17 protein-coding genes, 2 tRNA genes and 2 pseudogenes are annotated in these 22,874 nt (G+C 67.6%); 20 read left to right on the top strand and 1 reads right to left on the bottom strand.

Going from position 1 to position 22,874, the window contains the following annotated elements:
• The first annotated feature begins 34 nt into the window (after positions 1–34).
• Genes D7X55_RS01435 through D7X55_RS01425 form a run of 3 tightly spaced genes read left to right on the top strand, consistent with a single transcriptional unit; the run spans position 35 to position 2,927 of the window.
• Positions 35–1,999 (top strand): hypothetical protein, encoded by a 1,965-nt coding sequence (locus tag D7X55_RS01435; protein ID WP_121721988.1) that lies wholly within the window; start codon positions 35–37, stop codon positions 1,997–1,999.
• A gap of 41 nt (positions 2,000–2,040) precedes the next feature.
• On the top strand, positions 2,041–2,685 hold the full coding sequence (locus D7X55_RS01430; protein WP_120547030.1) for a hypothetical protein: 645 nt from the start codon (positions 2,041–2,043) through the stop codon (positions 2,683–2,685).
• A complete protein-coding gene (locus tag D7X55_RS01425; RefSeq protein ID WP_120547029.1) occupies positions 2,682–2,927 on the top strand; it encodes a hypothetical protein in 246 nt (81 codons plus the stop codon). Before D7X55_RS01430 ends, D7X55_RS01425 begins: the two co-directional genes overlap by 4 nt.
• A 46-nt stretch (positions 2,928–2,973) precedes the next feature.
• Here the strand turns inward: D7X55_RS01425 and D7X55_RS01420 are convergent, their stop codons facing one another.
• The gene (locus tag D7X55_RS01420; RefSeq protein WP_120547028.1) at positions 2,974–3,705 is read right to left on the bottom strand and encodes an FKBP-type peptidyl-prolyl cis-trans isomerase; all 732 of its coding nucleotides are present in this window, start codon (positions 3,703–3,705) and stop codon (positions 2,974–2,976) included.
• Between the two features lie 240 nt (positions 3,706–3,945).
• Here D7X55_RS01420 and D7X55_RS01415 point away from each other — a divergent pair, with 240 nt between their 5' ends.
• From D7X55_RS01415 to D7X55_RS01335, 17 genes and pseudogenes are all read left to right on the top strand, one after another.
• Complete coding sequence (locus D7X55_RS01415) at positions 3,946–4,278, top strand: PilZ domain-containing protein (protein WP_120547027.1); 333 nt, start codon at positions 3,946–3,948, stop codon at positions 4,276–4,278.
• A 193-nt stretch (positions 4,279–4,471) separates the two neighbouring features.
• Complete coding sequence (locus D7X55_RS01410) at positions 4,472–5,287, top strand: hypothetical protein (RefSeq protein ID WP_121721987.1); 816 nt, start codon at positions 4,472–4,474, stop codon at positions 5,285–5,287.
• A gap of 5 nt (positions 5,288–5,292) precedes the next feature.
• Positions 5,293–5,676 (top strand): PEGA domain-containing protein, encoded by a 384-nt coding sequence (locus D7X55_RS01405; RefSeq protein WP_121721986.1) that lies wholly within the window; start codon positions 5,293–5,295, stop codon positions 5,674–5,676.
• 122 nt (positions 5,677–5,798) lie between these two features.
• A complete protein-coding gene (locus tag D7X55_RS01400; RefSeq protein WP_120547024.1) occupies positions 5,799–6,983 on the top strand; it encodes an AI-2E family transporter in 1,185 nt (394 codons plus the stop codon).
• Positions 6,980–7,660: a uracil-DNA glycosylase gene (locus tag D7X55_RS01395; protein ID WP_121721985.1), complete on the top strand. Its 681-nt coding sequence runs from the start codon at positions 6,980–6,982 to the stop codon at positions 7,658–7,660. Before D7X55_RS01400 ends, D7X55_RS01395 begins: the two co-directional genes overlap by 4 nt.
• Before the next feature lie 83 nt (positions 7,661–7,743).
• Positions 7,744–7,815: transfer RNA gene (locus D7X55_RS01390), tRNA-Val, on the top strand.
• 87 nt (positions 7,816–7,902) lie between these two features.
• A complete protein-coding gene (gene thrS, locus D7X55_RS01385; protein WP_120547022.1) occupies positions 7,903–9,831 on the top strand; it encodes a threonine--tRNA ligase in 1,929 nt (642 codons plus the stop codon).
• A 101-nt stretch (positions 9,832–9,932) separates the two neighbouring features.
• Positions 9,933–10,442 (top strand): annotated as a pseudogene (gene infC, locus D7X55_RS01380) (translation initiation factor IF-3); the annotation flags it as partial.
• Between the two features lie 238 nt (positions 10,443–10,680).
• Positions 10,681–10,887, top strand: a complete 207-nt coding sequence (gene rpmI, locus D7X55_RS01375) for a 50S ribosomal protein L35 (protein ID WP_014397248.1) — start codon at positions 10,681–10,683, stop codon at positions 10,885–10,887.
• Positions 10,888–10,978: 91 nt separating this feature from the next.
• Positions 10,979–11,326, top strand: a complete 348-nt coding sequence (gene rplT / locus D7X55_RS01370; RefSeq protein WP_014397247.1) for a 50S ribosomal protein L20 — start codon at positions 10,979–10,981, stop codon at positions 11,324–11,326.
• A 124-nt stretch (positions 11,327–11,450) separates the two neighbouring features.
• A complete protein-coding gene (gene pheS, locus D7X55_RS01365) occupies positions 11,451–12,500 on the top strand; it encodes a phenylalanine--tRNA ligase subunit alpha (RefSeq protein ID WP_120547021.1) in 1,050 nt (349 codons plus the stop codon).
• A 31-nt stretch (positions 12,501–12,531) separates the two neighbouring features.
• Complete coding sequence (gene pheT, locus D7X55_RS01360) at positions 12,532–14,946, top strand: phenylalanine--tRNA ligase subunit beta (RefSeq protein WP_121721984.1); 2,415 nt, start codon at positions 12,532–12,534, stop codon at positions 14,944–14,946.
• A gap of 94 nt (positions 14,947–15,040) precedes the next feature.
• A pseudogene (locus D7X55_RS01355) lies at positions 15,041–15,319 on the top strand (integration host factor subunit alpha); the annotation flags it as partial.
• A gap of 195 nt (positions 15,320–15,514) precedes the next feature.
• Positions 15,515–15,591, top strand: a tRNA-Pro gene (locus tag D7X55_RS01350).
• 257 nt (positions 15,592–15,848) lie between these two features.
• On the top strand, positions 15,849–18,092 hold the full coding sequence (locus tag D7X55_RS01345; protein ID WP_121721983.1) for a GTPase: 2,244 nt from the start codon (positions 15,849–15,851) through the stop codon (positions 18,090–18,092).
• A gap of 62 nt (positions 18,093–18,154) precedes the next feature.
• On the top strand, positions 18,155–19,765 hold the full coding sequence (locus D7X55_RS01340; RefSeq protein ID WP_158626295.1) for a GTPase: 1,611 nt from the start codon (positions 18,155–18,157) through the stop codon (positions 19,763–19,765).
• A gap of 326 nt (positions 19,766–20,091) precedes the next feature.
• Positions 20,092–22,851, top strand: a complete 2,760-nt coding sequence (locus D7X55_RS01335) for a hypothetical protein (protein ID WP_121721981.1) — start codon at positions 20,092–20,094, stop codon at positions 22,849–22,851.
• Positions 22,852–22,874: the final 23 nt, after the last annotated feature.

Below are 22,874 nucleotides of genomic sequence, written 5' to 3'. Positions count from 1 at the left end.
GGCCTCCACCACCGCGCCCGCGCCGTCCGCGCCCGTGACGAAAGCGTCACTTGCCGCGCTCAAGCAGGAGCTGGTGGAGCAGCACGGCGAGGCGCAGCGCGCCCGCATCGAGCGCGGCGTGGAGCAGGTGGCCGCGCTGTGGCGCCCGGAGGACGGGGACCTGGCGGCCTTCGCGCGCGAGCAGTTCCTTCCCACGGGCCCGCGGCTGGACGCGACGTTCACGCGCTTCGAAGGGCTGTTCGAACAGTTCGACGGCCACATGAACGAGCTGGGCCGCGAGCTCCAGTGGTTCACGGACCTGGACCTGGGGCCGCTCTTGCCGGTGGAGCCGCTGCTCGCGGCGTATGACCCTTCCGCCAACGTCACCTCGGACCTGTTCAACGCGAAGCCGGGCTTCGTCGTGCTGCTCAACTTCCCGCTCACCACCCTGGCCGAGCGCGTGAAGGAGGGCCCGAACTGGACGCGGCGCCAGTGGGCGGAGGCGAAGCTCGCGTCACGGTTCAACCGGCGCGTGCCCGCGGCGGTGGAGCAGAAGGTGTCGCAGGCCATCGCGGACGCGAACCTCTACATCGCCGAGTACAACGTCTGGATGCACCACCTGGTGGACGCGAAGGGCCAGCGGCTCTTCCCCCAGGGCCTGCGCCTCATCAGCCACTGGAACCTGCGCGACGAACTCAAGGCGGACTACACGGATCCGCGGGGGCTGGCGAAGCAGCGCGCCATCGTCCAGGTGATGGAGCGCATCGTCACGCAGACCATTCCCGCCGCCGTCATCGACAACCCGCGCGTGGACTGGGACCCCTTCACCAACAAGGTCACCGTGGCGCCGCCGGAGACGGTGGAGGCGAACGCGCCCCAGCGGCCTGCCAAGGCGGACGCCGCGCCGGAGCCGGACACGCGCTACGCGAGGCTGCTCGCCACGTTCAATGCGTCGCGCAAGGTGGACCCGTATTCGCCGGTGGCGCCCACGCGCATCGCCCGCGCCTTCGAGCTGGACCGCGGCCTGCCGGAGGAGCGCGTGCGCGCGCTGCTCACGCAGCTGCTGGAGTCCCCGCTGGTGCCGCGCGTGGCGAAGCTGATTGAGACGCGCCTGGGCCGCCCGCTGGAGCCTCAGGACCTGTGGTACCCGGGCTTCCGTCCGGGCGCGAAGGTGCCGGAGGCGCAGCTGGACGCGCTGACGCGCAAGCGCTACCCCACGGCGGACGCCTTCGCGCGCGACATCCCGCGCATCCTCCAGAGCCTGGGCTTCACGCGGGAGAAGGCGGACGTGCTCGCCTCGTACATCCGCGTGGACGCGTCCCGGGGCGCCGGCCATGCCCAGCAGGCGCTGCGCCGGGGCGACTTCCCCCGCCTGCGCACGCGCGTGGAGAAGGGGGGCATGGACTACAAGGGCTACAACATCGCGGTGCACGAGCTGGGGCACAACGTGGAGCAGGTCTTCAGCCTGTACCAGGTGGACCACACGCTGTTGTCCGGCGTCCCCAACAACGCCTTCACGGAGGCGCTGGCCTTCGTCTTCCAGGCACGCGACCTGGAGCTGCTGGGCCTGGGCCAGCCGGACGCGACCAGCGAGCGCGTGCTCAACGACTTCTGGCAGTCCTGGGAGATCGCCGGCGTGGCGCTGGTGGACATGGCCACGTGGCACTGGATGTACGAACACCCGGACGCCACGCCCGCCCAGCTGCGCGACGCGGTGGCGGACCTGTCGCGCGACGTGTGGAACCGCTACTACGCGCCCGTGCTGGGGAAGAAGGACAGCGCCGTGCTGGGCATCTACAGCCACATGATCAGCTACCCGCTGTACCTGCCGGACTACCCGCTCGGGCACCTCATCGCCTTCCAGATTGAAGAGCACCTGAAGCAGCACGGCCCGCTGGGCGCGGAGTTCGAGCGCATGGCCACCTTCGGCTCCGTCACCCCGGACGAATGGATGCGCCACGCCACCGGGGCCCCCGTCAGCGCGGATGCTTTGTTGCGCGCCACCGAAGCCGCACTGTGATAGTCGGGCATTCCTCATTTAACTCATCTGGAGGATTTGCCTTGAATTTCATCTCTCGTGCGCTGGTGCTGGGCTCCCTGTCGACCCTCGTGGGCTGTGCGACGACGAAGGGCGGCACGAAGACCCCGGACACGACGGAGCCGACGCCGGCGTCGCTGGTGGAGCACTGCGACGACACGCAGAAGGCCATCTCCAAGGAGGCGGACGCGATGGCCAGCCCCTACGGGATTGATCAGCACATCGCGAAGAACTTCCCGGACCGCAGGGTGTCCTGGCTGATGACGGACAGCGCGTACCAGAAGTTCGTGGTGCAGACGGGCGCGAAGAACTTCGGCCGCTGCAACGACACGGCCTGCTACCTGTTCGCGGCGCCGTCGGCGGCCATCCACGGCGCGGTGGAGAAGTCGAAGACGGCGGACGGCAAGCACGACCCGGCGGTGCTGGGCCAGGCGCTGGGCCTGCCGGCGAAGAACTTCGAGGGCCCGCTGCGGATGATGACGCTGGACCTGGGCGCGCAGAAGATCTGCACGCGCCTGCCGGTGGACGCGGACCCCGGCGTGTGGAAGTGCCAGACGCCGGAGGACACGGACTGCTTCAAGTTCGGCGGCTACACGTCCGGCGGCGCGCCGGAGGTGATGGTCATCAACGCCCCGGTGGCGGACACGCAGGTGGCGGAGATCCCGTGAGCGACGAGGAGGTGCTCCTCCTGAGCCCGCTCCTGTACCGCGTGCTGCGCGAGCAGGACGGGGCGCTGTCCATCGAGGTCGTGGTGGGCGGCATCATGCAGTTCGAGGTGCGCGTGCGCCTGAACGCGGAGGAGACCGAGTCCTTCCAGCGGGAGGGACGCGCGTTCTCGGACCGCCTGGCCCAGGCCATCACGGCCGACCCGCCCTTTGGCGGCCGGTCCGTGAAGGTGTCCCAGGGGTAGAACCTTCGCGGGGACCCGCCACGCGCGGGTCCCCGTCGTGGGTGGACTACGGCGTGGCGGCGGTGTTGCCGGGGATCTCCACCAGCTCCACGTCGAAGGTGAGCACGGCGTTGGGCGGGATGCGCGAGCCCGAGGGCGGGCGCTCACCGTACGCGGTGTTCCCGGGGCAGGTGAGCTTCGCCTTGCCGCCGACCTTCATCTTCTGCACGCCCTGGGTCCAGCAGGGGATGACGCCGTTGAGCGGGAACTCCACCGCCATGCCGCGCTTGTAGGAGCTGTCGAACTCCGTGCCGTCCACCAGGACGCCCTGGTAGTGCACCTTCACGGTGTCGATGGCGCGGGGCGACTTGCCGGTGCCGGCCTTGAGCTCGCGGTAGATGACGCCGGAGGGCAGCTTCGTGGCCCCGGGCTCCTTGGCCGCGCGCTCCAGCGTGGCGGCGTTGACCTGGGCCAGTCGCGCCTTCGCGAGCGCCTGGATCTTCGGGCCGTACTCCTTCGGATCCACGGCGGGCGCGGTGCCATGGACCGCGTCCTGGAGGCCGCGCTGGAGCAGCTGCAGCTCCTCGGGGCTGAGGGCGAGCGCCGTCACGCTCTGGCCCAGCGAGACGCCCAGCGCGTAGACGGTCTTCTGATCATCCGTCTGGAGCTCCAGCGGCGCCGCCTTCGCGGCGGCCTCGGGCGCGGCGGCCGGCTTGGAGGTCTTCGTCGGGGCCTGGGCCAGGGCAAGGCCCGGAGCACCGAGCATCAGGACCAGGGCCGCCTTCCACTGCATACGCATGCTTCCGCCTTTCACGAGAACGGAGGGGACTATAGGGCCGCTCATGCGCCGCCGGTCGGTCATCCGCGCGCACAGGCCAACGCGAAGAATCCAGCGAGCGGAAAACCACGGCGCACGCAGGCTCGCCTGGCGCGCTGGAGGGCCGCCGTTTTCTTGCGCGCATGACGTCTGAACGTACTGTGCCTTCAGGTCGCTGCACCCCCGCAGCAGCCTGTTGCACCTGCTGGAGGTCATGAGCCAATGAGCGAGAAGCGGAAGGCCAATCGGGCGCCCCTGGACATCTACCTCAACAAGTACATGGGCGGCGTGCCGTACATGACCCGGGCCGCGGACATCAGCCAGGAGGGCGTCAGCCTCTCGCGCCTCATCGAGCCCCAGCACGACGCGCGCCGCGTGGGCCTCCAGTTCCAGCTCCCCGGCTCCGAGGAGATCATCTACGCCGAGGGTGAAGTCGTACGCGAGTGGAAGGAACTGGGCCGCAAGGAGCAGTCCGGCGTGCGCTTCACGCTGCTCACCGAGCGGCACCGCAAGATGATCGACGCCTACGTCGACCGTCACAGCAACGGCAACTGACGCAAGGCATTACCCTCCGCGTGCGCCACCGCGATTGCGCGGTGCCACCGGCGGTTCGCGGTACACGAAGCTGGCGGATCCGCCTCTGCCCGGGTCGCCTTGACTTCGCGCGAAGTGACCCCCTTGAATGACCGGAGAGGTTCCCTGTGCGCTCGCCGACTTTTCGCGGCGGCGACAACGGGAGGAGTGCTCCGTGAGGCGTTCGCTGTGGGGATTGTTGCTGGTCGTGCCGCTGACGGCGCTGGGCCAGGGCAAGGAAGCGAAGGTCGCCGCACCCGCGACCCCCGCCGCTGAACCCGTGCGCGGCTCGGGGGCCCCGGGCATCAACTGGGAGGGCCAGATCCTGCGCGCCACGGGCGCCGGGGCTCCGGACCTCAAGGCCGCCAACCCCGGTCAGGCCCGCCTGGGCGCCGAGCGCGCCGCGAAGCAGGACGCCTTCCGCAACCTGATGGATCAGGCCAAGGGCATCCAGGTGAGCGCCGGCCGCACCGTGGGCGACGAGCTCACGCGCGAGGATGTGAAGACCCGCATTGAAACGGCCATGCGCGCCTACAAGGTCGTGGCCACGCGCTACTTCTCCGACAGCGGCGTGGAGATGGACGTGGAGGTGCCGCTCGCGGCGCTCACCGCAGCGCTGACGCCCGCGCAGGAGCCGGCCATCGTGCTCAACGCCGAAGGCGCGGCGAAGTACACGGGCCTCGTGGTGGACGCGCGCGGGCTGGGCGCGAAGCCGGTGCTCGCACCCCGGCTGGTGGACACGACGGGCAAGCCGCTCTACGGCGCGACGGTGCTGACGCAGGAGGCGCGCGGCACGGCGGGCGTCGCCGCGTGGTTCAACAGCCTGGACGCCGCCCGCAAGGCCTCGCGCGTGGGCGACAAGCCCCTGGTGGTGAAGGCCGCGCAGCTCCAGGGCTCCGACCTGGTCCTGAGCGCCGAGGGCATCCGCGCGCTCACCGAAGCGAACACGCGCTTCCTGGCCGAGGGCCGGGTCGCCATCGTCACCCAGTAGCGCCCATGGCCCGCGTCCGGACGACAGCGCTGTTCGCGGGACTGGTGCTGCTGACAGGCGGCTGCGCGGCGAAGCAGGAGCAGCCCGCGACGGTGGCCCGCGCGGAGCAGTTGATGGCGGCCAACGCCGCCAAGCGCGGCGACCTGGTGCTCCGGTGCGAGCCGGCGGACGCGCAGGTCCTGCTGGACGGCGTGGAGCAGGGGACGTGCAGCGACTACGCCGGGGTGTCGCGGAGCCTGCGGCTGATGGACGCGGGCTTCCACCAGGTCGAAGTGAAGAAGCGCGGCTTCTATCCCTACACGACCTACTACCAACCCAGCGGAGCCCGCGTGTCGCTGAACGTGAAGCTCCGGCCCCTGGGACCCGAAAGCGGCTCCATTCCTCCCTGAGCGAGGGGCCGGGCGAGGCCTCCCGCGCGTTCATGGACCGCAATCAAGGGTCGAAGACGCCGTAGGATGGGCGGGGACAGGAGGCAGCCATCGGACGTCGCAAGAGAGGCAGTGAGCGCGCGGTGAGGGTTCCCCAGCCTGGCGCGCCCCCGGAGGTGTCCCCGGTGCTGCACGTCGTGCAACCGGAGCCCGTCCCCCCGGCCGGCGACCCTTCGGCCCTGGATGAGGCGGAGGCCCGCCGGGTCGACTTCGTCTGGTCCGCGGTGATGGTGGGCTCGCTGGCGCTGGTGTTCGCGCTGCTGTCCGTGTTCGGCGGGGTGGCGGTGCCGGTGCTGCTGGCGCTGACGGGCGCGTACGCGTTCAACCCGCTCGTCACGCTGCTGGAGAAGCGCGGCGTGGACCGCACCTGGGGCACGTCCATCCTCTTCTTCGCGGGCACGCTCCTGATGGTGGGCGCGGGTCTGTACCTGGTGCCGGTGTTCCGCGACGAGGCCGCGAAGCTGCCCGGCTTCTTCCAGCGCGCCAGCACTCAGGTGGTGCCGCAGGTGGAGTCGCTTTTGGGCGTGTCGCTGCCGGACCTGGTGAGCCAGCGCACCGCGGAGCTGGGAGAGAAGGCCTCCGAGCTGCTCCAGAGCGCGGGCCCCACGGCGGCCCGGCTGGTGGCGAGCTTCGCCGGCAACACCGCGCGCTTCGCAGCCACGCTCCTGGGCCTGTCCGTGGTGCCGGTGCTGGCGTTCTTCTTCCTCCAGGACTACCCGCGCCTCATGGGGCGCATCCAGGACCTGCTGCCGCGCCGCTCGGTGGCGCTGGTGAGCCAGCGCTTCCGTGAGGTGGACGAGGTGCTGTCCGCCTTCGTCCAGGGCCAGCTCACCGTGGGCGCCATCCTGTCGGTGCTCTACGCGGTGGGCCTGTCCGTGGCGCGCATCGACCTGGCCATCGCCATTGGCCTCATCGCCGGCTTCGGCAACATGGTGCCCTACCTGGGCACGGGCATCGGCGTGGTGCTGGCCCTCCTGGGCGTCCTGCTGTCCTGGCAGGGGCCGTGGCAGCTGGCGGTGGTGGCGGCCACCTTCATTATCGGGCAGCTGGCCGAGGGCTTCGTCATCACCCCGCGCGTCGTGGGGGAGAAGGTGGGCCTGGCCCCCGTGGCGGTCATCATCGCGGTGCTGGCCTTCGGTGAGCTGTTCGGGTTCGTGGGCATCCTCCTCGCGGTCCCGGCCAGCGCCATCCTCAAGGTCGTCCTGAGCGTCGTCCTCCAGCGCTACCGCCGCACGGAGCTCTACAAGGGGAGCGCACGCGCGCCGTGACGAAGCTGGAGAAGCTGCATCAGGAGATCATCGCCTGCTGGGCCTGTCCCCGGCTGGTGGCCTGGCGTGAAGAGGTGGCCCGCGTGAAGCGGCGCGCCTACCGCGACTGGGACTACTGGGGCAAACCCGTCCCCGGGTTCGGCGACCCCAGGGCCCGGCTGATCATCGTGGGGCTGGCACCCGCCGCGCACGGGGCCAACCGGACGGGGCGGATGTTCACCGGGGACCGCTCCGGGGACTTCCTCTACGCGGGCCTCCAGCGGGCGGGCTTCGCGAACCAGGCCCACAGCGAGCACCGGGACGACGGGCTGAAGCTGACGGACGCCTTCATCGTCGCCGCCGGCCGGTGCGCCCCGCCGGACAACAAGCCGCTGCCGGAGGAGCTGGCCCGCTGCGCGCCCTTCCTGGACCGGGAGATGGCGCTGCTGCCCGGACGGGTGCTGCTCGCCCTGGGGGCCATCGGGTGGAACGCCGCGCTGGCGTCCGCCGCCCGCACGGGCAACCGGATTCCCACGCCCCGGCCCGCCTTCGGCCATGGCGCCGAGTACCGGCTGCCGGATGGCCGGTGGCTCGTGGGCAGCTACCACGTCAGCCAGCAGAACACCCAGACGGGGAGGCTCACCCCCGCCATGTTCGACGCGGTGATGAAACGCGTCCGCGCGTTGTTGGAGACGTGAACGCGGGAAGATCAGCACCCCGTGCTCATGTTCCTTGACAGGTGCGGGAGCCCGCTGTTATTCCCCGCGCCCATCCGCACGACGGGTCGTTAGCTCAGCGGTAGAGCACTACCTTGACACGGTAGGGGTCAGTGGTTCGATCCCACTACGACCCATCATCAGTAAGTGATCCATCTCGCGGGCGGCCGGCTTTCTCAAAAGCCTGCCGCCCGCGGTTTTTTCAGCTCAGGGGTTTATCCGCCATGTCCGAATCCATCACGGTGACGCTCCCCGACGGCAGCCAGAAGCAGACCGCCCGGGGCACGACCATCGCGGACTTCGTGAAGGGCAGCATCGGCGTGGGGCTCGCGAAGGCGGCCCTGTTCGCCCGGGTCAACGGCCAGGACATGGACCTGGCCCGGACGCTCGACGAGGACGCGAAGCTGCAGATCTTCACGTCCAAGAGCCCGGAAGGCCTGGACCTCATCCGTCACGACGCCGCGCACGTGGTGGCCAGCGCCGTGCAGAAGCTGTTCCCCGGCACGCAGGTGACCATCGGTCCCGCGACGGAGGAGGGCTTCTACTACGACTTCTTCCGCGAGAAGCCCTTCACGCCGGAGGAGCTGGAGAAGATCGAAGCGGCCGCCAACGCGGAGCTCAAGCAGGACATGCCGTTCGTCCGCACCGAGATCTCCATGGAGGACGCCATCAAGCTCTTCGAGGAGAAGGGCGAGAAGTTCAAGGTGGAGATCGTCAAGGACATCGCCGCCAAGGGCGCCAAGACGCTCACGCTCTACACCCACGGCGACTGGGTGGACTTCTGCCTGGGGCCCCACGCGCCCAGCACGGGGAAGATCGGCGTCATCAAGATCCTCTCCTCCAGCGGCGCGTACTGGCGCGGTGACCACCGCAACCCCATGCTCCAGCGTGTCTACGGCACGGCCTTCTTCGACAAGAAGGCGCTGGACGCGTACCTCACGCGCATTGAAGAGGCCCGCAAGCGCGACCACCGCAAGCTGGGCAAGGAGCTGGACCTCTTCCACTTCCACCCGTACTCGCCGGGCGCGGCCTTCTGGACGCCCAAGGGCACCGCGCTCTACCAGACGCTGTCCAACTGGATGCGCAGCCTCACGGCCGGTGACGGCTACGTGGAGATCAAGACGCCCCTGATGTTCAACAAGGGCCTCTGGGAGACGAGCGGCCACTGGGGCAAGTACAAGGAGAACATGTTCCTGGTGCTCGACAGCGAGTCCGGCGAGCACGACTTCTCCCTCAAGCCGATGAACTGCCCGTCGCACCACCTGTACTTCGGCTTCAAGAAGCACAGCTACCGCGACCTGCCCCTGCGCCTGCACACCCAGGACGTGCTCCACCGCAACGAGGCCGCGGGCTCCCTGGGCGGCCTCACCCGCGTGCGCCAGTTCGCGCAGGACGACGCGCACATCTACTGCATGGAGAGCCAGATCACCGACGAGGTGCGGCGCTTCGTGCAGCTGCTGGACCGCGTCTACAAGGCGGTGGGCCTCACCTACGCGGTGAAGCTGTCCACGCGCCCCGAGCAGCGCCTGGGCGACGACTCCCTCTGGGACCGCGCGGAAGGCGGCCTCAAGGCGGCGCTGGAGTCGCTGAACCTCCAGTACGAGCTGGCCCCCGGCGACGGCGCCTTCTACGGCCCGAAGATCGACTTCGCGGTGTCCGACAGCATCGGCCGCAAGTGGCAGCTGGGCACCATGCAGCTGGACTACCTGGCCCCGGAGCGCTTCGACCTCACCTACGTGGGCGAGGACAACGCCGAGCACCGCCCGGTCGTCCTGCACCGCGCCATCTTCGGCTCCTTCGAGCGCTTCACCGCCATCCTCATCGAGCACTTCGCCGGCGCGTTCCCCGCCTGGCTGGCCCCGGTGCAGGCCACCATCGTCACCGTGGCGGACCGTCAGCTGGACTACGCCCGCAAGGTGCGTGACGACCTGCGCGCCAAGGGCTTCCGCGTGGAGCTGGACGAGCGCGGCATGACGCTCAACGCGAAGATCCGCGAAGCCCAGATGCAGAAGGTCCCCTTCACCCTGGTGGTGGGTGACAACGAGGTGGAGGCCGGCGCCGTGGCCCCCCGCCGGTACGGCGGCGAGGACCTGAAGACGATGAAGTACGCGGACTTCGAGGCCCTGCTGGCCAAGGAAGCCACGCTGCCCTGAGGCGGGTGGGGGACTTGACTCCCAGTCCGGGCTGAACTACGTGCCGGGCTTTCCGGGGATTGGAGGACATCCTCCTTCCCCGACCGTCGGAGGGTCCTCCCATCGTTCGCGATCAGAGAACCAATCGCCGTATCCGAGCCCGGGAGGTCCGCGTCGTCGGGCCCAACGCCGAGCAGCTCGGAGTGATGTCCCTGGAAGCAGCCCTGGCGCGGGCCCAGGCGGACGGACTCGACCTCGTCGAGATCTCCCCCATGGCCAAGCCGCCGGTCTGCAAGATCATGGACTACGGCAAGTTCAAGTACGAGGAGAAGAAGAAGGCCTCGGACGCCAAGAAGAAGCAGGTCGTGGTCCACCTGAAAGAGGTGAAGCTCCGCCCCAAGACGGAGGAGCACGACTACGAGTTCAAGGTCCGCAACACCCGCCGGTTCCTGGAAGAGGGGAACAAGGCCAAAATCACCATCCAGTTCCGGGGTCGTGAAATCACCCACAAGGAGCTGGGGAGCGCCATCCTGGACGACGTGGTGAAGGACCTGAAGGAAATCGCGGTGGTGGAGCAGCACCCCCGGATGGAAGGGCGCCAGATGTTCATGATCCTGGCCCCCAACCCGAAGGTGGCGCAGCGTGCCCGCGAGCTGGCCCGCCAGCAGGTGGAGGCGGCCGGGAAGAAGCAGGAAGGCAGGCCGGCGGTCCCCGCGGCGGTCGTTTCCGCGTCGGCGGTAGGAAATCCTGCCCCTGTCGCGGCAAAAGAGTGATAGAGGCTTCCGCCCAAAGCGTCCGGGAACCGTGTGTCCCGGTCCGCCGTCAGTCACGAAGACTGCCGGCCGACAGGCAGAAGGAAGGTTTGGGATCATGCCCAAGTTGAAGACCCGCAGCGCCGCGAAGAAGCGCTTCCACGTGAAGAAGAGCGGCCAGGTGAAGTTCGGCAAGGCGTTCAGCAAGCACCTGTTCACCTTCTCCAAGACGCCCAAGCAGAAGCGCGGCAACCGTGGCACGGGCCACCTGCGCGACATGGACGCGAAGAAGGTCATCAAGGAGCTGTTCCCCTACGGCGCCTGAGTCGTCCTCGGGTTTGAACCAATCGTGAGTCCTGGCGGAGCGGCGTGAGGCCAGCGCCCCGGGGCTCCCTTCCAGAAGTCAGGAGTGTGTCATGCGCGTCAAAAAGGGATTCAAGGCTCGTCGTCGTCGTAATCGCATTCTGAAGCTTGCGAAGGGCTTCCGCGGCCGTCGCAAGAACTGCTACCGCCGTGCGAACCAGGCCGTCGAGCGCGCCCTGGACTACGCCACCCGCGACCGCGCGGTGCGCAAGCGCAACTTCCGCTCCCTGTGGATCGTCCGCATCAACGCGGCCGCTCGCACGGTGGGTCTGTCCTACTCGAAGCTGATCGCCGGCCTGGCGAAGGCGAAGATCTCCCTGGACCGCAAGGTCCTGTCGGATCTGGCCATCGCGGACCCCGCGGGCTTTGCCGCCATCGCCAACATCGCGAAGGCAGCCTGAGACACGGCCGGCGGTGACGCCGGCTCCCGAAGCTGAAACGGGCTGCCTCCACCAGGGGGCGGCCCTTTTTTTTGCCCGGCGCCAGAGGCGTTCCGGGGCGTGAATGGAAGGCGGGAAGAGGACCATGCGAGACCGGTTGCAGGCGTTGGCGGACGCGGCGCGCCAGGAGATCTCCGGCGTGTCGGAGCCCTCGCAGGTGGAGGCCCTGCGCATCCGCTACCTGGGCAAGAAGGGTGAGCTGTCCGCGGTGCTGGGCGGCATGGGCAAGCTGCCCCCGGATGAGCGCCGGGCCCTGGGCGAGATTGCCAACACCGTCAAGGCGGAGCTGGAGCAGCTGCTGGCGGACGCCACGAAGCGGGCGGAGGACGCGGCGCTGGAGGCCCAGCTGAAGGGCCCCAGGCTGGACGTGACGCTGCCCGGGCGCGCGGTGCCGCCGGGCGGACGGCACCCGGTGTCGCGCACGCTGGAGGACATCGTCCGGACGTTCGCGCGGCTCGGGTTCGAGGTGGCGGTCGGCCCGGAGATCGAGCTCGACTACTTCAACTTCGAGGCGCTGAACCTGCCCAAGGACCACCCCGCGCGGGACATGCAGGACACGTTCTACGTGGACGAGCCCACCCTGGGCCACGCGAAGAAGGCGGACAGCCCGTCGCTGCTGCGCACGCACACGTCGCCGGTGCAGGTGCGGCACATGCTGTCGCGCAAGCCGCCCATCCGCGCGGTGATGCCGGGCCGGGTGTACCGGCGGGATTCGGACATCACGCACACGCCCATGTTCCACCAGGTGGAAGGCCTGCTCGTGGACAAGGACGTGAGCTTCGCGGAGCTGAAGGGGACGCTGGACGCGTTCGTGAAGGCGTTCTTCGGCTCGGAGACGCGCACGCGCTTCCGCCCGTCGTTCTTCCCCTTCACGGAGCCCTCCGCGGAGGTGGACGTCACCTGTGCGTCGTGCGGTGGCAAGGGCTGCCGCGTGTGCAAGCAGACCGGCTGGCTGGAGGTGCTGGGCAGCGGCATGGTGCACCCCAACGTCTTCACCGCCGCGGGCTACGACCCGAAGGAGGTCACGGGCTACGCGTTCGGCATGGGCGTGGAGCGCCTGGCCATGCTGCGCTACGGCATCGACGACCTGCGGATGATGTTCGAGAACGACGCCCGCTTCCTCGCGCAGTTCTGATTCCGGCCCCCCAGGCAAGAGGACAAACCCTGTGAAGATTTCAGTGAAGTGGCTGGGTGATTACGTCGCGCTGCCGCCGTCCGTGGACGAGCTGGCGCGCAAGCTGACCGCGGCGGGCCTTGAGATTGAAGGCGTGGAGCGCCCCGGCGAGGGCCTGCGCGGCGTGGTGGTGGCGCAGATCCGCGAGTCGGTGCAGCACCCGAACGCGGACAAGCTGTCCGTCACGCAGGTGGACATCGGCGGCTCGGCGCTGTTCCAGGTGGTGTGCGGCGCGAAGAACTTCAAGGTCGGCGACAAGGTGCCGCTGGCCACGGTGGGCGCGAAGCTGCCCAACGGCATGGAGATCAAGCAGGCCGCGCTCCGGGGCGTGGACAGCTTCGGCATGCTCTGCTCCGCGAAGGAGCTGGGCATCACGGAGGACTCGTCCGGCCTGCTCATCCTCCCGGCGGACACGAAGCTGGGCCTCCCCATCGCGGAGGCGCTGGGGCTGGATGACTCCGTGCTGGAGGTGAACGTCACCCCGAACCGGCCGGATGCCTTGAGCCACCTGGGCATCGCGCGCGAGGTGGGCGTGGTGACGGGCGCGCAGCTAAAGGTGCCGCAGCCCAAGCCCGTGGAGTCCGGCAAGGCCGTGGCGGAGCTGGTGAAGGTGCGCATCGACGCGAAGGAGCGCTGCTCGCGCTACGCGGCGCGGGTGGTGGAGGGCGTCACCATCCAGCCGTCGCCGCAGTGGATGCAGGACCGGCTGAAGGCGTGCGGCGTGCGCGCCATCAACAACGTGGTGGACGTCACCAACTACGTGCTCCTGGAGTACGGCCAGCCGCTGCACGCGTTCGACCTGGACAAGGTGGCGGGCCAGGAGATCGTCGTCCGCACCGCGAAGCAGGGCGAGAAGCTGCGCACGCTGGATGACAAGGAGCGCACGCTGGACGCGGACGACCTGGTCATCGCGGACCGCGACCGGGCGCAGGCGCTGGCGGGCGTGATGGGCGGCGGCGACAGCGAGGTGACGCAGGGCACGAAGCGCATCGTCATCGAGTCCGCGCACTTCCACGGCTCCGGCGTGCGCCGGTCCGCGAAGCGCTACGCGCTGCACACGGAGGCGTCGCACCGCTTCGAGCGCGGGGCGGACCTGGACGCGGTGCTGCCGGCGTTGGATCGGGCCGCGCAGCTCATCGCGGAGCTGTCGGGCGGCACGGTGGTGCCGGGCCGGGTGGACGTGCAGCCGGAGCCGCTGGCGCCGCGCCGGGCGACGCTGCGCTACGCGCGGGTGGAGAAGGTGCTGGGCGTGGCGGTGCCGGAGGCGGAGGTCCGGCGCATCCTGACGGCGCTGGGCTTCAAGTCCGTGGACGAGTCCGCGGGCCAGACGACGTACGAGGTGCCGCGGGCGCGCGTGGACGTGGAGCGGGAGGAGGACCTGATGGAGGAGGTCGCCCGCGTGTACGGCTACGACAACATCCCGGCGAAGCTGCCGCGAGGGCTGGAGACGCTGGCGCCGGAGCCGCCGACCATGGAGGCCGAGCGCCGGCTGCGCCACGCCCTGGGCGGCGCGGGGCTGTCCGAGGTGGTGAACTACTCGTTCGTGGCGCCGAAGTCGCTGGAGGTGCTGGGCGGGAAGGAAGCGCCCATCGCGCTCCTGAACCCGCTGAGCGTCGAGCAGTCGGTGATGCGCACGAGCCTGCTGCCGGGCCTCCTGGAGAACCTGTCGCGCAGCGTGCGCCATCAGGTGGAGTCGGTGGGCCTGTACGAGACGGGCCGGGCGTACTTCCGGGATGCGGAAGGCGGGCAGGGGATGCGCCCCGCGGCGCGCGAGGTGCCTCGGGTGGCGGGCCTGGTGTGGGGCCTGCGCGGCGGTGGCCGGACCTGGACGCAGAAGGACTCGCGCGTGGACTTCTACGACGCGAAGGGCGCGGTGGAGGCGCTGCTGCACGCACTGCACGTGGAGGGCGCGACGTTCACTCCGGCGGAGGCCCCCGCGTACCACCCGCGCAGCTGCGCCCAGGTGGCGCTGAAGGACGGGACGGTGCTGGGCCTGGTGGGTGAGGTGCATCCCCGCGTGACGAAGGCGCTGGGCCTGCCGGAGGGCGTGTTCGTGTTCGAGCTGGACACGGATCCGCTGTACGCGGCGGCACGGCTGGTGCCTCAGGCGGCGGCGCTGCCCAAGTACCCGGCGGTGCTGCGGGACCTGGCGGTGGTGGTGCCGCTGGAGCTGCGCAACGAGGAGGTGCGCCGGGTGATTCTGGAGGTGGGGGCGCCGCTGGTGGAGGACGCGCTGGTGTTCGACGTCTACACGGGCAAGCCCATCCCCGAGGGGAAGAAGAACCTGGCGTACGCCTTGAGGTACCGCTCGCCAGAGCGGACGCTGACCGACGCGGAGGTCACGGCGGCCCACCAGCGCATCATCACGGAGGTGAACCAGCGGCTGGGCGCGGCGCTGCGCGCCTGAATTCCTGAATGAAGTCAGGACGTTGACACGGTTCGGGGAAGGCTGACACCATGCCCCGCGTTCACCGGCCATTCACGGGTGCCAGAGGACTCGCATGACGAAAGCGGACATCATCGAGGGGGTCTACGAGAAGGTCGGCTTCTCCAAGAAGGAGTCGGCGGAGATCGTCGAGCTCGTCTTCGACACCGTGAAGGAGACGTTGGAGCGCGGGGACAAGATCAAGATCTCCGGGTTCGGAAACTTCCAGGTGCGCCAGAAGAAGGCGCGCGTGGGACGCAACCCGCAGACGGGCAAGGAGATCGAGATCAGCGCCCGCCGGGTCCTGACCTTCCGGCCGAGCCAGGTGTTGAAGAGTGCCCTGAACGGCGAGGCACCTCCGGAGAACCACGCGGAGATCGACGCGCAGGAGGAGGCGGCGGCGGACGCGGCGGAAGCCCGGGGCGAGGACTTCGACGAGGGAATGGAAGAGGGCGACGAGTAGGTTTTTTTCACCGGCGCCCGTCACCTCGCGCTTGACCCAAGAGAGCGGCGAGGGCATAAGGCAGCACCGTTTCACGACGGCGGTTCACGGGGCGTAGCGCAGCCTGGTAGCGCACTTGCTTGGGGTGCAAGTGGTCGCAGGTTCAAATCCTGTCGCCCCGACCAAATAGAGGCCCTGGAGTTTCCGGTGCAAGCCGGTGACTCCAGGGCCTTTGTTTTTGGCGTGGCAGGGACTTGGCGAGGCGATAGCCCTTGCGCCCCCGTCTCCATCTCCTTTGTTCCTACAGATCCGCCTACCCCTCATGGGGGAGCACCTTGAACGGAGCAACCTCGTCGGCCAGTGTGGTCAGACGCGGCGGGGCCACGGCATCCAGGCTGGGTGGTTTGGCGCATGCCGTCGCGAGCCCGTGGGGAGATAAGGCATGCCGCAGTCCTCCGCCCGTCTGAGCGCCAGGAGCGAGCGTCTGGGGCGCGTCGCTCTGGAGGGCAGCGTGGTGCGCTGCCGGCGCGTGGCCCGCGAGAGCTTCGCCGCGACTCAGGCTGAGTTCGCTCGCATGGAACGGGCGCTCCGTGTCTTCGATGCAGAACTCGAAAAGGTCGCGCGGCTGGAACTCGGCCGGCACTCGCATGAGGAGGTCCGCAAGGCGGTAACACTGCTCCTTGAACAGAAGCGGGCGCGCATCAAGGACCGCTTCAAGGATCTTGTCGAAGCGCACGAACTCCGGCGGCAACAGCTCGACTCCTTCACGGTCCTGTTCTTCGGCAAGACCATGGCCGGAAAGTCGACCACGATCGAGGCCATCAGCGCGGGGAGCGGGAACACCATCGGCGACGGTGGACCCGACTACACGAAGAAGGTTGAAGGCGTGTCTTGTGGCGGCCTGCTGCTGGTCGACACGCCCGGACTTCTGGGCTTCCGAAGGGAACTCGCCGGAGTTGCGGAGTCCTACGTTACCCGTGCCGACCTGATCTGCATGGTCGTCGCGGACGAACCCATTGAACCCGAGCTGTTCGAGCGGATGCGGGAGATCCGCGGCCAGCACAAGCGCCTGGCGGTCCTGCTCAACGTGAAGGCTGCGAACCGGAGGCTCCTCTCCGGAGACTTGGAGGAGGCGTGGGACGCGCGTGAAGTCGGCGAATACGTCGAGCTCATCCGCTTGCAGCTTCAGGCCGCGTTCCCGGGGGATGAGGTCCCCATCATTCCATATTGCGCGAACGTCGCCTTTGAGGCGCAACGAGCGGAGGACCCGGATTGGCGAGCGTTTCTCTGGAAACACAGCCGCATTGAGGATGTCATCCGCGTCATAGCGAATACCGTCACTCAGGATGGCCTGGCCATCCGTGCGACGGCGCCTTTCGACGCGCTCGGGTGGTTCGCCCAGAGCATCGCGGAAGAGCTGGAAGAGGACCTTCCCATATTTCGCCGTCAGCTCCCGGAGCTGCGTCGCAAGCAGGGCGAGGCCTTCCGGCGCTTCGAGCGTGTCATCGCGGACTCAGCAACCGAGCTCTCGCAGATCAAGGGCCACTTTCTACAGGTGAACGACCAGCTCTACGACCTCGCGGGGGAAATCATCCGGGGTGAGAGATCCGAATCACCCAATAAGGCGTTCCGCCGCATCTGCAGCTGGAACGTGGTCCAGGAGAAGGCCCGCGCGTACCAGCAGGGGGTGATCGAGCGCCTGCAACGGAACGTCGAGGACTTTCGCGATGCCCTGCAGAGCGACCTTGCCGCCCTTGTGCAGATCGAAGCGGAGCTTGAGGACGTAGTCACGCCGGAATTTGAGAGTCAGGATTGGAAGAAGGCGACGGCGCGCGCACTGCGGGTTGCCGGCAGGCCTCTCGCCGGATTTGGGGGGGGGGCGGCCGGAGGTGCAATCGGGCTTATGCTCGGAGGACCGATTGGCGCGGCTATCGGCACGCTTCTCGGTGCCTGGCTCTTCTCGTCGGGCGTCGAAACAGTTGCCGACGAATTTGATGCGAACGCAGAACGTGAGCTGCGCCGCCAGCATCGGAGTCTTCGGGAGGCCATGCAGAATCAGCTCTGGAGCGCGTACCGGGGCTTGAATGATCGCCTTTTCGATTGGACGAAAAGGGCCGCCGAAAAAACGGGACGCGCTGTTGGTGAGTTCCTTGGCGGTCTGGGCGATGCGATCGATGGCCTTGTGCGGGCGACTGGGACCCTCGTCGACACGCTGCACCGATCACGCCAATCGCTGGCACGCGGCTCCTACCGTGTACTTCTCTCACAGTGCCATCCGGCATTCCGAACAGGAAAGGTAGAACTTGTCGATGCGACCCAGTGGATGCGCTACCGCGCCAAGCTCCGCGTGCGGTGTCCCGACGGAAGCTCGCCCATTGGTCTCGTCGTGGGTCGTGGCGGAGAAAAACTGAGGGCCCTCCGGGCGCATACAGGTACGCCCATCGACGTGGTCGCTGACGCGGGCAGCCGGACGACGCGTGCAATGGTGGTGGAAGCACTTCGACCGGCACGGCTTGACCCAGGAGCGATCTCCCTCGGCCACACGATCTCGGTGCAGGCGAATGGTCCACTCATTGGGGCGATCCGCGGCAGACGTAGCCGCAACCTGCTCCTCGCCAGAGAAATCCTCGGCATCGAAATCTCGCTCGTGACGAAAGCATGGGCCGAACCGCGAGGTTCGCGATGAGGCAACGACGACTCCGATTCGTCGAGGCTGGAGAGACTGCACGTTTCGCGCTCGACCAGTTCATGCGATTGCTCGAAGAGGCAGGCGAGCCCGCCCGCGAGCTCCTTGGTCGTACGCGTGAAACCGTGCGGTTGGAGCCGCGCCGCCTGTCGCTCGCGCTCGCCGGTGAATACTCCGTCGGAAAGAGCAGCCTTGTTCAGGCGCTCACGGGGCAGAGCATTCCCGTTGCCGCAGGACCGACCACGGCCGACGTGACGCCCTACCAGTTTGGGGACATCGACCTCGTCGACATGCCGGGCACGCTGTCAGGGCAGTTTGAGCACGACGAACGCGCCCACAGGGCGATCTCCGATGCGGATCTCCTGCTCTACGTGGTGACCAACGAACTGTTCAATGCGGCGAGCCTTCCCTATTTCCGGATGGCCGCCGAGAGGCTTGAGAAAAGCCAGCAGATGCTTCTCGTCGTGAACAAGTTTGATCGGTTCAACCTTGGTCGACGCACTCCCGAAGAGGCAGTCGCATTCATCAAGTCCACACTGGCCGAGGAGATCCGGCCGTTACCGATTGAGCCGTTCGGCCCGGTGGTCGTTTCGGCGCGAGACTACCTCTCGTCTCTCGCTCAAACGGACGAGGCGCGCAAACAGCGCCGCCTCGCGGAGAGTCGCTTTGACACGCTCTTCGAGGCGATCGATGTCATGACGCGGGAGCGGGGGCTGCTTGGCCAGGCGGCTCGCCCACTCCAGCAGTTGCTCGATTTGATTGGAGATGCCCGGACGCTGGCGCTCGCGGAGGAACCCGCCGCGCAGAACGCCGAGGCGTTTCTTCGTCGGAAGGCCTTCCAGCTCAGTGAAGGTCGAACCTTCGGTCGTAACGAGCTCAACGCGCTTTGTGATCGCGCCCGCGCGCGCCTCGTGAAGCCCCGAGAGCGCGTCCTCAATGCCCTCGATAGCAAGGTGACTCCCGAGGAAATCGAAGCGCTCTGGAAGGAGATCAACGGCGAGGTGGAGCGCGTGGTCGAAGCGACCGGCCGCGAATTCAGCGGCCTTGTCGAACGGCTCTCCCAAGACCTCGCCAATCGGATTGAGGAACTGGAAGGTTCACCCGCAGCGAAGAGGCTCCTTGAGGACTTCGCCGTAGACCTTTCCCGGCCCGACCTGCCGGACGTCTCCAATGGGATTCCCAAGAAGGTTCGCGATTCATTGCTGAAGTCAGCACGCTCGGGGGCGGCGCAGCTCGCGAAAAACGGGGAGCAGGTCGGCGTGGTGGTCGCGAAGATCTACAAGTTCTTCGGAGGCAGATTCAAGCCATGGGGCATCAAGAAACTCGGATCGTTTCTTGGAGGCGCTGGCAAGGTGCTGGGGCCGCTGCTTGTCGGCTTCGAAATGTATCTGAACTACCGCGAGGAGCAGGCTCGAGAGGAGGACGACCGAGCCATGGGCCGCGCCCGCGCGGACGTTCGGATGCAATTCGACGATGCCGGAGACCAGTTCCGGGCGACGCTCGTTGAGCAAGCGGAAGAAGTGGTGAAGGTGCTCTACGACGAGCCCATCGCGAAGACACGGGAGGTCGCCAGTGAGCTCCTCTTGCGCGTGAAGTCACGCCAGGCTCTGGCGACAGGTTTGGAGGAACTCGAATGGAAATGCCGACGGGCCATTCGCGACCTCGAAGCGTGACGTTTCGCAGGTGGGAATAGGGTGTGAAGGTCTTGTACCGGCTGGGCAGACCCCAGAGGGGCTTGGGACACAAGTGGACCCATCCCCATTGGCAGCGGGTTGTGCTTCTCCATGGTATGGTAGGGGTCGAAGTCTGCTGGGGGGACCGCTTGGCGAAGAATAAGAAGCGCTGGTTTCAGCAGGCAACTGCAGCACCGACACCGACAGAAGCGCTTGCGAAAACGCCGGATGCCATGATTGGCAGCCCAGTAGAGAGTTCGAGCCCGGCTGCGCGGCCCGCTGAGCCCGCCTCTGTAGCAGGTGCTCCCGTTGTGAATGGCCTTGCTATGGCTGAGCTGATCCGGGCCAGTGCGATGGACATCGGGACGGTACTGTCCTCCTTGAAAGCCCCCATCGACGAGCTGCGGAGCACGATGCAGGAACTGGCCAGGACCGCGGTGCCGGGCCAGATCGAGAGCATCACCCAGGCAGCGCTCGTTCCTATGCGGACCCAAGTGGAGAAGGCCCTGGGGGGATTCGAACAGCGGCTGGCGGAGGTCCAGCAGAGGCTTGCGGCGCTGAATGGATTCCTGACCGAGGAGCGCGCCAGCCAACTCGTCCATGCCGAGGCTCGCCAGGTGGCCGGACGCCTCCAGGAGGATCTGCAGGCTCGGCTCCTGGAGCTTCAGCAGGCTTTTGAGGACGCCGACGATCGGTACGGGAAGATCAAGAGGCTCATCGATAGCTTCAACCCAGGTGGGCTCGCCGTCCTTCACCAGGAGAACACCGCGCTCCGGGAGACCCTCTCCCGCCGCGAGCAGGACCTCGCCAAGGTCCAGAGCCGCTTTCAAGAGTCGGAGGAAAAGGTCGCCCAACTCGATCGCGAGCTCCTTCGGCTCAGGCTCACTCAAGGCGCGTCCACGCTCGAGGAGTTGGAGAAGCGCCGTAAGGAGCTCTCCGAGCAGGAGTCCGAGCTGCGCGGCCGGGAGGTCCTGGCGGCAGAGAACCAGCGACTGGTGAAGCAGCGGGAAGAGCTGAATGAGGAGCTTGAGCAGTGGCGCAAGCAGGATCGTGCCGAGCAGCGGTACGCGATCGATAAGAAGGAACTGGAGGAGCTTCGGGAAGCAAGGAGCGAGGCCGCCTCGGACAAGGAGCGGCTCGAAAGGGCGCGCGCCAAGGCTGAGCGGGAGCGGAACGAGCTGAAGCGCCGGGTCGATGCGCTCGAGGCTCAACTAGCCGAGGGGAAGCAGCTCCAAGAGGTAGCCCTGAAGCGTGAGGCGCGCCTGGAACGGCTCGAGCAGGAGCGGGAGATCCTCCTGCAGACCCGTGAGGACGCCCGCGTCGAAAGAGATGAACAGCACCGCAAGACGGCCGAGCTGGACCGCAAGGTGAACGAGCTTCTGCGCAAACTCAGTGAGGAGCAGAGCCGCGTGGCTCGGCTAGAGGTGGAGAGGGAAGAGGCGCTTCGCCTGAAGGAGACGCAGGTCAGCAAGGCCGTTCGAGAGAGCCTCCGCAAGGAGTTCGGGGATTGGGCGGAGGACCAAGTGCAGAGCCGTGCCGCGAGGGCCATCACGGAGCGGGACACGGCATTGCAGGAGTGCAAACGCATCCAGGACCGGCTCTCCAAGTTGGAGCAGGAGCTGCAGGACGCCAAGGCATACAACAAGCAACTGGAGACCAAGAGTGCGATGGAACAGGCCTCTCTCGAGGTACAACGCCAGCGCATCCAAGAGAGTGCCTCAGACGAGCTGAACCGCGCGCGCGCTAAGGGCGCGGAGCTCCTCAAGATGGCGGAGGAGCGGAAGGCCAGTGTGCAGCAACAGGCCCAGGAGGAGAGCACTCGGGTGCAAAGCCTCCGCGATGAGTTCCAGAAGTTCGCGCGCGATCTGGCTGCGCTCACGGGAGAGATCGCGGCAAGGCAGGCGGAGCGCGACAATCTCCTCAAGCGCATCGATGAACTCACGGAGAAGGTGCGCTCGAGGGATGATCGCCTGAAGCAGCTCGTTGAGCCCCTCTTCTCCCAGGCGGAGCTTCCGCCCCTCTTTACTGAGGTGCCCGCGGAGACGGACTGGCTGGCTCGTGTGGAGCAGGGCCTCAAGGATGCGGGGTTCCGCTTCCACTCGCGCCTGGTGCACGCCTTCCACACCTCCTTGAAGGTAGCCCAGAGTTCGCCTCTGACCATCCTCGCGGGCATCTCCGGCACAGGAAAGAGCGAGCTGCCGCGCCTCTATGCTGATCTGGGCGGGCTCAGCTTCCTGCCCGTGGCGGTGCAGCCCGGCTGGGACAGTCCCAGCGATCTGTTGGGCTTCTTCAACTACACGGATGGGAGGTTGAAGGCCGACCCCCTGGCGCGCCTGCTCTACCAGGTGAATGCGGAAGGTTCGCGCCTGCGCGAGGGTCTCAGCATCGTCCTGCTCGACGAGATGAACCTCGCGCGGGTGGAGTACTACTTCTCCGAACTCCTTTCGAAGCTCGAGGCCAGACGCGGTGTGGGCGGGGTTCCGGATCGCAAGCGGGCCTCTGTGTCCATCGACCTGGGGGCGGGCGAAACGCAGGAACTTCTCTACCTCGACGAGCGCGTGCTCTTCGTGGGCACGATGAACGAGGACGAGTCCACCCACACCCTGAGCGACAAGGTGCTGGATCGCTCCTGCCTGCTGTCATTCCCCAGTCCCCGCAACATGCGGCTCGAGAAGCAGGGCCACATTTCACGCTCGAAGGAGCGCCTGCCGTTCGAGGCCTGGAAGCAATGGTGTGGGGAGAAGCGCTCCTCAGAGGCCGCAAACACGCTCAACGAGATCAACGACATCATGGAACGCGTGGGCCGGCCCTTCGGGCACCGGCTCTTCCGCGCCATTCACAGCTACATCGCACAGTATCCGGGCAGCACCCTGGAGACCCGCGATCACGCTTGGTCGGATCAGTGGGCCATGAAGATATTGCCTCGCCTCAAGGGCTTGGAGTGCGAAGCCCGCCAGGTCCGGGAGGGGCTCGACGCACTCGCCCGCCACCTTCCGGCAGAGCTCACAGAGTCCTTCGAGCAGGCTCGCCGCGAGGACTACTTCGCTTGGAGGGGCGCGGCGGAACTCTACCGGATCGCCGAATGAGCACGCTTCCCGCTCCACCTCCG

It is taken from the genome of Corallococcus sp. AB049A (assembly GCF_003668885.1).
GTDB lineage: Bacteria > Myxococcota > Myxococcia > Myxococcales > Myxococcaceae > Corallococcus > Corallococcus interemptor.
This window is presented reverse-complemented; position numbering and strand designations above follow the sequence as displayed.